This is a genomic window from Oceanobacillus chungangensis (assembly GCF_003369565.1).
Taxonomy (GTDB): domain Bacteria; phylum Bacillota; class Bacilli; order Bacillales; family Amphibacillaceae; genus Oceanobacillus; species Oceanobacillus chungangensis.
In genome coordinates this window covers 11,784-25,536 of sequence record NZ_PIOD01000009.1, presented here as the reverse complement: position 1 = coordinate 25,536, position 13,753 = coordinate 11,784, and the positions used below count along the sequence as shown (strand labels likewise).

Genomic DNA, 13,753 nt, shown 5'->3' with positions numbered 1-13,753 from the left:
GGGGGACCGTAAATGGAAGAAAGAATAAATGAAGGATTAGCTGTTGATTTAGATAAAAAGCTAAATGACGTTTTTGCTGGAAGAGTTGTACGTAAAGATTTAACAAACCTCATTAAAGAGGGAGCGAACGTTCCTGTATATGTGCTAGAGTATTTACTTGGAATGTATGCTGCGACGGATGATGAGGACAGTATTCGTGAAGGAGTTGAACGAGTAAAAAAAATCCTTTCAGAAAATTTTGTTCGTCCTGACGAGGCTGAAAAGATTAAATCAAGAATCCGAGAGTATGGTCAGTATTCTGTTATTGACAAGGTGACAGTGGCATTAAATCCGAGAATTGATACTTACGAGGCGGAATTCTCCAATCTTGGACTAAAAGGAGTCCCTATTTCCTCTAATTATGTGAAAGAGTTTGATAAACTCCTGGTTGGTGGAATATGGTGTATGATTAAAATTGATTATTTTTATGATGAAGAGGTACGTAACTCTAATCCCTTTAATGTTAGTAGCTTACAACCGATTCAAATGCCTAATATGGATATTCAAGAGGTATTTGAGGGTAGAAAGAGTTTCACAAAAGTCGAATGGATAGATGTCTTAATTCGCTCAATAGGAATGGAACCAACTCAACTTGAAGAGCGAGTGAAGTGGCATTTGTTACTACGTTTGGTTCCCCTTGTAGAAAATAACTATAATATGTGTGAACTTGGCCCTCGTGGTACAGGGAAATCTCATGTCTATAAGGAGTTATCACCGAATTCGATTCTCGTTTCGGGTGGACAAACAACCGTTGCAAATCTTTTCTACAATATGTCCAGTAGAAAGGTTGGTCTTGTTGGAATGTGGGACTGTGTCACATTTGATGAAGTTGCAGGTATCCGTTTTAAGGATAAAGACGGCATTCAAATCATGAAGGACTACATGGCATCAGGTTCTTTTGCTAGGGGAAAAGAAGAAAAAAATGCTTCTGCCTCCATGGTATTTGTCGGGAATATCAATCAGAGTGTGGATACATTAATTAAAACATCCCATTTATTTGCTCCATTCCCTGAAGAAATGGCAAATGATTCGGCATTCTTTGATCGGATGCACTATTACCTTCCTGGTTGGGAGATTCCAAAAATGCGACCGGACATTATTACTGAAAAATATGGATTTATTGTTGATTATCTTGCAGAATTTTTCCGTGAAATGCGTAAACGTACATTCAGTGATGCAATTAATCGCTATTTCAAGCTAGGTAATAATTTAAACCAACGTGATACGAATGCGGTAAAGAGAACTGTTTCTGGAATGTTGAAGCTCCTTTATCCACAAGGGGAATTCACAAAAGAAGAAGTCAGTGAGGTGCTGGAGTATGCACTTGAGGGTCGCAGACGTGTGAAGGAACAGTTAAAGAAAATTGGAGGTATGGAATTTTATGATGTGATGTTCTCTTATATTGATAAGGAAACGTTAGAGGAACATTACGTATCAGTGCCAGAACAAGGTGGAGGCAAATTAATTCCTGAAGGTATGGGCAAGCCGGGGCATGTTTATGTTGCTGGACATGGTCATTCTGGAATGATTGGTATTTATAAACTCGAAAATCAAGTTGTTAGTGGAACAGGTAAGTTTGATAAATCAGGTGTTGGTTCTAAACGAGAAGCAAAAGAGAGCCTTGATACTGCATTTCGCTTCTTTACGGCTAATTGCAAAAGTATTAGTAATACTATTAGCACCAAAACAAAAGACTATCTCATGCACATAAGTGATTTACAAGGTATTGGTTTAGCGAATGAACTGGCCGTTGCTGAATTGATTGGCCTTTGCTCTGGTGCATTAGGAAAGCCAACACAGGAGAGTTTAGTCGTCATAGGTAACATGACTGTCGGTGGCACTATTTCTAAAGTGGAGGAATTTGCAAACACATTACAAGTATGCGTAGATGCAGGTGCTAAAAAAGTATTAATACCTGCAGCATCAGTTATGGATTTACAGACTGTTCCTCCTGATTTATTAGTTAAGGTGCAGCCGGTATTTTATTCAGACCCAATAGATGCAGTCTTTAAGGCGTTGGGTGTAAGTTAGTAAAACGTCAACGCCGAACAGGGTAAAAGAGAAGAATCGGGAGTATTCCGATTCTTTTTTTCATGATACAAATTATCATAGCTACTTCTGTTCCTGCTGTTTTTTCCTTAACTGTTTTAAGGCATCAATATAATTCTCATTGTCTTCTTTCTCCAAAACCTTTAATATGACTTGGTCTTCTAGGTCAGTATGAACTGCCAACTTTACAAGCATTTTAAATTTGGCATCCATTAAACCGTCCTCAACCCCATTTTGATGCCCGTCATTATATCCAGTTAGGTAACTTTCTTTTAGCTGATTCTGCAAGTTTTGCAGAAGTTGATTGGTAGATTCTTTGTGTTCTATAGTGTATTTTTCATATGCCCTATTAAAGCTCAAAGAGTGCATTAAATCATCAAGGTTACTGCTCATCTAATATCACCTCAGCGTATATGTATTTTGTTATTTTCCATTATAAAGGAAAGTAAGCCAATTATGAAAAACGATTTGTTTTCCCGTCTGAGAGGTTCTTTTAATCTATAGATAGAAGTTCAACCAGCTTTTAATTCCGACTCAATAGAAGAATTGGCTCACTGGTTCATTTCCTTTTGATCTTTATTGGGGTATACCTTAATCAATATCCATTAATAGTTTAAATAACGTTAAAGGCATCATCCAAACAGTCACATGTAATAATGGAATCTTGTAATTGCAGAACCACTATCTGTGCAATTAACCTCTTTTTTTTGTGCCAAGAGGCGTATTTTTCCCAAGAATAGGATAAACGAGTGAAACGAGTGCATTATTTTAATCCATTTTATACAATTTACATGAATTCTTTTGGGGTTTCGTTTTTAAATCTTTTATCAATTCCTTAGAGGAAGTTTTTCTAATAAAGTGATAGGTCTTCTTCAGAAAGAAAAAAGATTCCCTTGATGTCAAAAACACTATGCTTAATAGTTGAGTGCCAGTCTTTTATACAAAAGAACATTTACTTAATTTAGTCAGTCGCAAACATATTTCTTTGTACGAGTGAAACGAGCGTTTAAAGGCAACTCTTCTTCCAGTTTTAAATATATCCTTCTTTGGAAAAAAAACCATTTATTGCTTCAGTAAATGGAAAGCCCTTGATTGTATGAAGCACTTTTCAAATAAACGAGTATAACGAGTAAAGGTTAACAAAAGAAATGTATGCAATTATAAATGATTCCACTATATTTGATTGGATTAATTCAGTCATGGATATTTTGCTGTTAAATGCTCAACTTTATATAGGGTATAGATAAAGATACCATACAAGTAGTTCATCATTATTAGAATGTGGAAATATTAATTAGAATATTGCACTCGTTCTACTCGTAAGATATATATCTATTGATTCATAGTTAAATGAGTACGTAGCATTTGCATTATAATAGGATGGATCTCTACTATAAATGAACATACTACACGTTAATGTTAGATAAAAAGAGATAAATTAAAGATGAACAGATACACTCGTTTCACTCGTATTAGGGAGGAAGTGCTTCATCCAAATGCAAATACAAATGATTTAATGGAAAGTACCTACAATTAATGATGTGCGTGCAATAGAAGTGAAACTTTGATTATAGCTTTACCTAGTATATCAACATTATGATTATGGGTATCTTAATTTTCAAATCCCTTGAATGAAGTTTTTTAAAAGTATTAATAGAATGTACCACTCGTTTCACTCGTATATGGTTGAACTTAATCAATAATGGTGTTAAGACTATATTGGTTGATATGAATTAAGTAGCGTCGTGTCTGTTTAGCAATTAAAATAGTGGTAGAACGCAAATGTTATTGACAAATGGCAACGAGATGGTAAAATAAGATTATGGTTAGCCAATTTAGTTCCAAGGAGGTGGATTCTTGGAAGAAAAGAAAAGTAATGGTATAGGTCAACTTATTCTAGAGAAAAGAAAGTCAAAAAACTGGTCTCTGGTTAGGTTAGCTGATCAGACCGAAAAGTGTGGGCACCGCCTTAGCGAAAGTTATATTAATAGGTTGGAGAATGGTAAACGTACAGAGCCAAGTATAAGCATAGTAATGGTTCTCATTGAGTCATTGGACCTTTCCATGCAGGAAGTTTTTGAAAGCCTTGATATGGGATACATATACAATAAAGCAATGAAAGGCTCTATGCCTATAGTTCTCCCCAATGATTTGAATAAACTGAATTTGGCTGTTGCAACGGAAAATGATACTATCAACTTGTCTGAAGCACAAAAACAGTTAATTGGAAAAATCATTGTAGATCTGTATGAGATAGCACTAAACTTTGAACCAAGTTATTTTGAAAAGAAGGCAGAAGGATACGTTCTAAGTTTAAATGAAATTTTGGAAAAAGAGCTATATTTAATTGAACTAGAAGATCAAGGATTCAAGTTATTCTTCAACATTAAAGTAATGGTGGAAAAGTATAACCTCCAAAAAGAAGATATTAAATCATCATTAGAGCACATAAACATTAAAGCACTGTATAATACGAATACGTCGATCCCTCTACCGATACTAGATGAATATTGGTCGATAGAAAGGGAGAAAGACCAAATAATAATAGTAGACAAATTTTCGGAAACGTTGAAACCTTATATAAAACCTTAGTAATGGGGGAAACCCCATTATATTTTCATCAATATATTGCCTAATGGCAATGTACTGATGAGCTATAAAATATAAGGAGGATACCATTATGATGATGGAAGAAAAAACGATGAATTATGATCAACTACAAGATTTAAAAGAGACTCCAATCTGGGTTTGTACTAGAACGGAGCGTGTAGGGGATGAAGAAATAACTACTGCCTACAATCCTGCAATTGGTCAATCAGTAGATGAAAGTGATCCAGCCAACTTAATGTCTTTTGAAGACGCTCTTGATTTAAAGGAAAATGCTCCAGAATATGCAAATGCAGAAACAGGTCTAGTTCTACGGCAAGAAGTCTCATTGATTGCTATTGAGATTCAAAAGGCAAAAAATTTAGATGGTGAATTGAGTGAAGTAGCCAGAAAAGCCATTGAAATACTCGAAGGGGAATTCTATGGAGAGATTGTTGAAGACTCCCTGATAATTGTTGTTAAAGGGTTTTTAAATGGAAATCAGCAATTTAAAAATATCGGGGTGAACTATTTCAACAGAGATCATATTGTTCCATTAAAAGGAATTGCAACTTGGATCCCTAATTCTCCATGGATTGAATCAAAAGGTTTGGAAAAGGTCAAACAATATCATTTCAAAATGAACTGTCAAGTAGACGAGAACTCAAAGCAGCTTCCAGAACACTATAAAAAAACAAATACAGGTTTAAAGCTACTACCTAATGTTCTTGTATCCACGCTGTTGATGCAAAAATATTGGCTCATGTGTAAATCAATTGTTTATGCCAGGGAAATAGGTTCAGGTATTTTTCAAAAAGTTGAAATGGATGATATTGATCTTGAAATCCTAGATTACATGTCACCTAAATATCTAACAAATAAAGATATAGAAGATACCAAAAAACTTCTACTGAAAAGAATCCCCAAAGATAATGGCCTGACAGATTCCATTCGAATGAAAGGAAAGATAAATTTCAAAAATGGTGTTTTTGACATAAAGTCAAACACTTTTGGACCTTATGTTTCCAACTACAAAACCGCCTTTCAATTAAATGTTGAATTCAATGTTGATGCACAGTGTCCGAGATTCAAAGAATATATAGCGGCTTCATTAACGACAGAGGATGCTAAAACCGTGCAGGAAATGATTGGTTACTTGCTAACTACGGAAATGAAGGCCGAGAAAGCCTTTATATTGTACGGGCCGGGAAATACAGGCAAATCAACATTTATTGAAATCATTGAGAGAATTATCGGTAGGGATTATGTATCCAACGTCCCTTTTCAGGATTTAGGAGCAAAATTCCGTACAGTAAAGTTGTTCGGGAAATTACTGAATACCTACGCTGATCTTCCACAAGGAAATATTAGAGATACTGCCGTATTTAAGGCATTGGTCTCTGGAGATAGCATGCACGCAGACGATAAGTATGAAAAAGGATTTGATTTTAACAATACTGCTCGTCTACTCTTCGCCGCAAACAAACTACCATCGAATTACGTTGATCAAACATCTGGGTTCTACCGAAGATTAACCTTAATCCCCTTCCAAAACGTTGTTTCCAATGAAAATATTAATCGCAGTTTAAAAGATGAAATGTTTGAAGAACGAGAAGGCATTGTTCAGTGGGGCCTAATTGGCTTGAGACGGTTAATTGACAACAATTATGTGTTCACTGAAAGCGAAGATGCAAATAACTTGATGAAGGAATACAAGAAAGGGAATAACAGCACCCTTTGGTTCATAGATGAATTTTGCTCAATAAATAATGCAGCAAATGAATCTGGAAAGAGACTTTATGATGAATATAAAAAGGCGTGTTTGGATGCCAAAATATCAGCAGTTTCTCAACGTGAATTTTATTCACAGGTGGAAAGTGTATTTGCAAATGAAGGTGTTGCCAAATTCCAAGGGTCACAGACAAGAGCAGTCGAATTTAAAGGAATTAAATTAATCAAACAAAATTAGACTAAATGGAGGTAATGAAAATGTCAATTATGATATGGGAAAACGGAAGATACTACAATAGTGCTTCTGGAAAAGAAATAAATAAACTTAAAAAAGAATTTATGAATGAAAACAAAAAGGCAAAATGGAAGAAGCTAAGTTTTGATGCTTCTTCCCAATTTAAAGGGGTAAGTACAAATAAAGAATTTATCCATAAGGTTACAAGGGAAAACTTGTTACAAAAATTACTTTATAACTTAACAGATAAAGAAGAAGATGAAATCTTTGACTGTGAAATGTTTGATGGTAATCAGGCTTGGATTGGAAGTGATGGCGTAAAATATAGATATTTCACACGAAAATCCTCGATGAATATAGCAATTGGTTATACGATTGTCGATATCTTTTGTGCCCTTCAAACAGAACTTGACGTGTACTCTGATTATAGTTTTTGGAAAACAAGAAAAGAGTTAGTTGAATTGCTCAATGTAACATATGAAGAATCGGATTGGGAGATAAGAGAACTAGAAAAGTATCAAACAAACATGGGTATTTTAAATAAGATAATGGAACGAATATTTTCCCGAAAATATCCAAATATCAATAGTCATATTCAAGATGATGTTGTGATTTTGGAAATGATGCTTCAAACTGGAAAAAAATATATCAACTCTAAGAAAAAGGACATATTTGGTAATTCCAGATTCGTCTTTTACCCAAGCAAATATGGCATACCCAGAAAAGAGTTTGATAGATGTATTGGCGAATTGAAAAGGCTAGATTTAATCATTGTCGAAACAAAAGAAGATACCTATCTGGATAAGAATTCCTATGAATATGTCACTAAAGATTTAACCTTCTTCTCATTCCCGTTATATTCAGAGCAATTATTCGATGAAATAGAAACGAAGTTAACAGTAGATGCGTAGAAAAATGGAACACCACTAATTTCCTCTTGGTTCCACACCATTTTGCAAACACATAAAGCAGTCACCCTAAATAAGCACTGACAGAATTCATTGAACCACATTCAATCTATTTTCCAGAAATCTATCAGATTCACTAAATTTCATTTGAAGGCAGACGGTATGATATTTTTAACCATTTTGTTTTAAAGGAATATTATACGTCTACCTATTCAGGTGAAATGTCTAAGTCACAGCTTGGACATGCTTGAACTTTAAAACTTCAATATGTAGTAACGAGAGGGAGTACAATGAATGTATCAAGAATAAGTCAATTCAAATTCACTTAGTAAGCAAGGACAACTTAGGTTATACATTTTCTATCATTAAAAATCGGAGATGATTCAAATTGAATAAAGTAGTAGAACCAATACAGCAAGATTATCGGAAAGAAAGGGAACGGGTTTCCTATAGCATTTTTGACATCGAGACATACTTGAAGTACCTTGCAGAGAAAGGATTGATATGGGTACTAAAAGACATGGATGATATTAGTGGCCTTGAAAAAGTTGGGATTGAATATTATTTGAACAAGTACAGAACAAACCAGATATACGACAACCTCGAAGAAAACCTCAACAATCACCCCTCCAATGGACAGCCTATCGTTTATCCTCATCAAACAATTCGCTCAAAAAAATCCGAACAAGAAGATAAAACAAAAAAGCAGCAACAACATTTCCTCGAAGTGAAAGATGTTAAGAGATTTATTGGTTATCAGCAGGCGAAGAAATTGGAGGAAAGAATCTATGAGCTATGCAAAAGTTTCCCGTCTTTTGAGAAGAAGCACATTGTCGATCAAATCGAGAGGAGTTCTACATCAATAAAAGAAAGAATTGCAATGGGCGAACAGAGATACATTGGAGAAAAATTTAACCAATATAGTATAAGCATTGGCTCGGCAAAGGAAACATCTGCATGGTTGCAAATATCTTTGGGTCGAAAATATATTACACAAAGTCAATATGATGATTTGGATAATTTAGCAAACCAAGTAGTTTCTATATTAACAAAAACCTTGTGTCATTTGAGGGACAATGAAGGCCTGGGGATGAATTTGCCTAACCCTTATACCCCTGACGTTAAAAAGTTTGGAGCATACGAGAATGCTTTATTGCTAGTCGAAAGAATTTATGAGATTACAAGACATCGAGGGTTTTGGCAGGAGAAGACTCTTTTATACGGCATGCGGTCGTGTGCAACTTCAACGGTTGCCAATATAGCAGAAGCTCATCAGCTTTACGTTCCAGTAAAATTCCGGTTTTTCAATCATGCAATAGAAGCATTGAGTGGTCTTGAAGGCAAGTTGGAAACTGCATTAATGAAGGAGATTATTTCTAAAGATTCGTTTGAAGAAAGTATTCGATTGATGGAATCCATCAGGAATGTTCTTGCCAAAAGGATGGGGAATTTAAGCAAAAGTTTAGCATCTTAGAATGAGTTCTTTAGTTAAGTTACAAAATATTGTTCTTTGACAACTAGACAGTATTTTTCACAAAAAACTTAATTTAGATAACTGATTATGGTTGTGAAACAAAGGAATTTTTATCATGAATATATTAGAACAATCATGGATGTACAAAAGCTAGTGAGTTGTGGATTTACTTCCCGATGTGTAAAAGAATTATAGCATAAAGGGAGGTAAGACCAAAAAATGAATAAAAAAACTTAATCCTAGGAGGAAGAAAAATATGTTAAAAGTAAAGTGTTTACAAGAGTTAAATGGTTATGAATCTGGAGTTGTTATTTACAAAGACGGAATAGGATTTGTAACAAATTGGTCAGGTATTAATGGTTTACCAAGACAATTCATTACAAGAATTTTTGGATTTGATGAAATACTTGAGTTTTCAAGGGTTAACGAAGCACCTAAAGAAATTATGGAAATAGCGTTAGAATTAGCCGAACAAGACCAAAAGAAAAATGGTATTGATGAGAAACCAAGAATTGATGAAATTTTCGAGAGTGAAGACTGCTGCATATTTACTTTCGAGGAGTGGAATTAAGGAAGTTTTTTAAATACCATACTGTATAGTTATTGAGATGGTATTTTTTTGTATCTTCGTAAATTCACATGAGAAACTGCAGTAAAGTAAAAACCACAAGTTAATTTTGTGGTTTTTTGTTTTGTTGATAATCATAAATCATATTATAAAAAAATAGTAGCCTTATCAAGTTGCCAAAATTCCCATCTTGTATACTCATATAATGTAAATTCATTTACTCGTTTCACAAAAATATGAAACGAGCATTTTATATTTTTGGTGGACAAAATTAACTTTAAAAGTTATGATGAGGGATTTTCTGACCCTATCTTAAATTTTAGTTGTAAATTTTTTTGATTTTCCACCAAAACTTTCTACATAACTTAGAGTTATAGAACCATTGAACATATCCCTTTTTCTGAGAACCTAAGTTATAATGAACGGATAAGGATACTTATGTTGTAGGAATCCATTCCGTAAGAAATATTTCCCTAAATGGTAGACAAAAAAAGTAAAAAAATTAGTTTTCTAAAGGGAAGCTGAAGTCTTTAAATAAGGAAGCAGGAAGAAAGGGAGTAAGATTATGAACGAAGTAATTACTTGGAGCGGCGATAATATTTGGATTGTTTCAATTTTTACGTTGGTACTTGGTGCTTACCTTAATACTATCCTTACAAAAAATAAAGAAGTTCTGATGAAAATTGCGGATAAAAAGGGACAGTATTATGCAGATTTTGTAAATTCGTTACTTGATTTTAATAAGTCACACTATCAGAGATTAATGGCCAACGATAAGGGAGAGATTAATAGAAATTACTTTTATATGAAAAATTTAGTTATATTATATGGTTCAAGTAAAGTTATAGAGAAACTCTCAATTTGCGAGAAAAAGGGTATAGATTTTGAAGTTGATGAAGGAAGAGAAATTTATCTTGATTTAATAGAAGAAATGAAGAAGGACATTGAAAATCCAAAGATAATAAACTCATGGTGGAAAAGGAAATTTAGAACAAAAGACAAAAGGAATGATATAGGTAATATTCTTTTTGGTTATAAGAAATCGAATGATGAATAGTCTTTATTCCTTTTTTCAAGGGTTGAAAGAGAGAAAAAATCGAGCTGGAGGGAAGAAGGTGTACATATGAAGAGAGCGTATAGATTAACAGAGCTAGGAAAATTGAATAACAAAGAAGCCCTAATGTTTATATTTACTTTTTTATCTGGATTATTTACTATTATTTTTTTATTTTCTTATAATTTAATTTCTCCGTTATTCTTATTACCAATATTGTTTACTACTATTTATTTAGTTGTTAGTACAAATAAAAAGAAGAAACGTAGGTATCCTTTTGGGTATATTGCATTGTTGTATCTGATGTTGCTATCGTTTTCGCTACTTTTATTGGTTTCTTTAATAGATAACTCAATAATTGTTAGTTCCGTTTTAATAATTACAATATTAGCGTATATAAATGTACTAGCAATTTTTGTTTACTACGTGATGAATGCCATATATTTCTGGGGACTCAAGAAGATGTTTCCATATGAAAAGATAAACGAAGTAGAGCAAAGAGAGCAAATAAATCCAATAGCTCGAAAAAAACTATCAAAATATATTGCTTTTGATAAACAAATAATATATTACAATATTAGCTTGATAAATATTATTGCGTACTTCTTATTTATTTTTTATTGGCTGGTGTTTTTTACTAAATATCCAGAAGGTGATCATGTAAAAACTCTTGGAATATTTTCTGATTGGGCCAAGGGACAAGATTGGGTAAATTTCTCTAATAGCATTAGTATAGTGTCTTTATTATTAGCTATATATTCCATTACGTTTCCTTTGCAAAAAAAAATTATAAAAGAAGCGAAAGAAATTTACAGAGAAAAATATAAAGAGTATATATAAATGATTACTTTACAAAAGCCAGTTTTGTAAACAAAGGAATGTTGTTAAATCAACATATCTATTTATGGTTATTATGGGTCACTTTGTGAATATTACTCTTTCCTTTTATATGAGTTATTTTGCAATATTCATATATTATCAATGGTATAATAAGATAAAATCAATGGAAGCGTGAGAAATTCTAAATTAATTGAACATAGAACATTTGCAACAGTTTAGGGGGGATAATATTGGAGGATAATTTATTAAGTTATTTTAGAAGGGTAAAAAAGGGGAAAGTCTTGCTATTGATATTAGTAATTTTCTTATTACCAATTTTGATAATACATATCTTATTTAAGATTCCTGCAGTGAACTCATTTTTTGAATCAGTATGGTCTGCGGGGGATATAATTAGTTACTTTATTGCATTTTTGACATTCCTTGGAACCTTATCGTTAGGTACATTAGCTTTGTTACAAAATAATAAATTGAATAAAATCAATAAAGATTTAACTCAGCACCAATTCAAACCAGTTATTGCGGTAAATCCATTTATTGGCGAGATAGATGAAAAAGAAAGATTAAGAACATATGATAGAACAGTTGAAAGGGATGAAAATGGTTATCTAATAAATCATGGATGGTCCTTACATCAACAGCATATTTCTAATTATAAAACTATAAGTATAAAGAATATTGGGTTAGGACCCGCAGTAAATGTTGAATTATTTTGGTATGAATTAGATAGTGTAGAAGGACTTTCTGATTTAAAACAAATTAAAGAGGAAAATATTGATAATTTTTATGATAAGGTTAGTTATTCTAATTTTACATTCAATGAAAACGGGAATAAAAAAAATGAACCGTGGATGATTTTTACGGAATTTGATCTGGGTATTTCTGAAGAAACAAATAAAGTTAATCTTTTATTTTCATTTGAAAACAATGTGAAAGAATTACATTCTATTATAGAAATAAGATACCAAAGTATTCTAGGAAGAAAGATTAAAAAACTATTATATTTAGAATATGATCCATTATTTGGAGAAGCAAGAATTATGCCAGTTTCAAAGGATTATATCTATGATTAATCTGGGAATAGCTAGTTTGGGTTATAGGACCTGCTAGCTAGAGGGTAAAGCCTTGTAAGGATAAGCATGAAACACCTACTCACTAAAGTGTAGGTGTTTTTGCTTATGTGTGAGAATTGAAACAAGATAAAGAGATTAAAGAGACATAAAGGTGAAAAAATGGCATCATTAACACAGGATATTGAACTATTATTTAATCAACTTGAATTAGTTAAATAACGACCTATTACGGATATTAAAAATGAGGATGGAACTTTTCATAAGTGGTATCCCTCTGGTTGGAAAATAAAAAAACTCAAATGTTGCCTTATTGCCTACTGGTATAAATCAAGGTAGCGTTTATGTATTTTGGTGGCTAACTAACTGTGGCCTTTTATTTTAGTAAAGCAAATTTCTTTCCTACATAAAGTTTCTAAATAACTTATAATCTACTGTTCCTTATGTATACTTTATGGGAATGTGCAAAATATTGTTCCAAAACCTCACTTTGTTACTTTTGGAATGTTTCAGGCCCTTCACATACATTTTGAAACGGTTTATAATTAAATTTGCAAACGCACATTCGGTAGGAGGGGATTATGATAAAAATAGGTTATTGTAGAATTTCTTCCCAGAGTCAGAATGAAGCAAGGCAAATAAAAGCCTTGGAAGAACAGAATGTTGAAAAGATATTCTTGGATAAATTAAGTGGGAAGGATACGAATCGACCAAAGTTACAGGAGATGTTGAACTTTATACGGGAAGGAGACGTATTAATAATTGAATCTATTTCGAGGTTGGCTCGTAATACAAAGGATTTCCTGGAGATTGTTAATGACTTAACTGATAGAGGCATTGAGGTTGTCAGTTTAAAGGAAAACATTGATACTTCTACTCCACAGGGCAAGTTTATATGTACAATATTTGGAGCTTTATATGAACTTGAACGTGATAGTATTAAGCAACGTCAGTTAGAAGGAATTGCAATTGCTAAAGAAAAAGGAGTGACATTCGGGAGACCGTCAATCCAAATAGATGAGAATTTTATGCGGGAGTACAAACATTGGAAAGTAGGTAAACAAACAGCAGTCGCTACTTACAATAAATTAGATATAAGCCGAACATCATTTTATCGGAAGGTTAAGCAGATAGAAGGGAGTCCTAAAATGAATGAACAAAAATTTAATAATGAAGAAATTACCACAATTTCTTAGTCT

The 13,753-nt window shown here is 33.1% G+C and carries 11 protein-coding genes; 10 read left to right on the top strand and 1 reads right to left on the bottom strand.

Going from position 1 to position 13,753, the window contains the following annotated elements; genetic code table 11:
• Positions 1-12: 12 nt before the first annotated feature.
• Positions 13-2,070: a protease Lon-related BREX system protein BrxL gene (gene brxL / locus CWR45_RS09370; protein ID WP_115749614.1), complete on the top strand. Its 2,058-nt coding sequence runs from the start codon at positions 13-15 to the stop codon at positions 2,068-2,070.
• 81 nt (positions 2,071-2,151) lie between these two features.
• Here the strand turns inward: brxL and CWR45_RS09365 are convergent, their stop codons facing one another.
• On the bottom strand, positions 2,152-2,481 hold the full coding sequence (locus CWR45_RS09365; protein WP_115749613.1) for a hypothetical protein: 330 nt from the start codon (positions 2,479-2,481) through the stop codon (positions 2,152-2,154).
• A gap of 1,464 nt (positions 2,482-3,945) precedes the next feature.
• Here CWR45_RS09365 and CWR45_RS09360 point away from each other — a divergent pair.
• The 9 genes from CWR45_RS09360 to CWR45_RS09320 all read left to right on the top strand — a co-directional run bounded on the left by CWR45_RS09360 (position 3,946) and on the right by CWR45_RS09320 (position 13,750).
• Positions 3,946-4,680: a helix-turn-helix domain-containing protein gene (locus CWR45_RS09360; protein WP_115749612.1), complete on the top strand. Its 735-nt coding sequence runs from the start codon at positions 3,946-3,948 to the stop codon at positions 4,678-4,680.
• A gap of 88 nt (positions 4,681-4,768) precedes the next feature.
• Positions 4,769-6,643, top strand: a complete 1,875-nt coding sequence (locus tag CWR45_RS09355) for a DNA primase family protein (protein WP_115749611.1) — start codon at positions 4,769-4,771, stop codon at positions 6,641-6,643.
• A 20-nt stretch (positions 6,644-6,663) separates the two neighbouring features.
• Entirely contained in the window at positions 6,664-7,551 is an 888-nt protein-coding gene (locus CWR45_RS09350) for a hypothetical protein (RefSeq protein WP_115749610.1), read from the top strand.
• Positions 7,552-7,936: 385 nt separating this feature from the next.
• Positions 7,937-9,022, top strand: coding sequence for a four helix bundle protein (locus tag CWR45_RS09345; protein WP_115749609.1), 1,086 nt, complete (start codon positions 7,937-7,939; stop codon positions 9,020-9,022).
• A 256-nt stretch (positions 9,023-9,278) separates the two neighbouring features.
• On the top strand, positions 9,279-9,593 hold the full coding sequence (locus CWR45_RS09340) for a hypothetical protein (protein WP_115749608.1): 315 nt from the start codon (positions 9,279-9,281) through the stop codon (positions 9,591-9,593).
• A gap of 562 nt (positions 9,594-10,155) precedes the next feature.
• A complete protein-coding gene (locus CWR45_RS09335) occupies positions 10,156-10,647 on the top strand; it encodes a hypothetical protein (RefSeq protein ID WP_115749607.1) in 492 nt (163 codons plus the stop codon).
• Between the two features lie 66 nt (positions 10,648-10,713).
• A complete protein-coding gene (locus tag CWR45_RS09330; RefSeq protein WP_115749606.1) occupies positions 10,714-11,484 on the top strand; it encodes a hypothetical protein in 771 nt (256 codons plus the stop codon).
• Positions 11,485-11,714: 230 nt separating this feature from the next.
• Complete coding sequence (locus tag CWR45_RS09325) at positions 11,715-12,557, top strand: hypothetical protein (protein ID WP_115749605.1); 843 nt, start codon at positions 11,715-11,717, stop codon at positions 12,555-12,557.
• Positions 12,558-13,135: 578 nt separating this feature from the next.
• Positions 13,136-13,750, top strand: a complete 615-nt coding sequence (locus CWR45_RS09320; RefSeq protein WP_115749604.1) for a recombinase family protein — start codon at positions 13,136-13,138, stop codon at positions 13,748-13,750.
• Positions 13,751-13,753 lie beyond the last annotated feature (3 nt).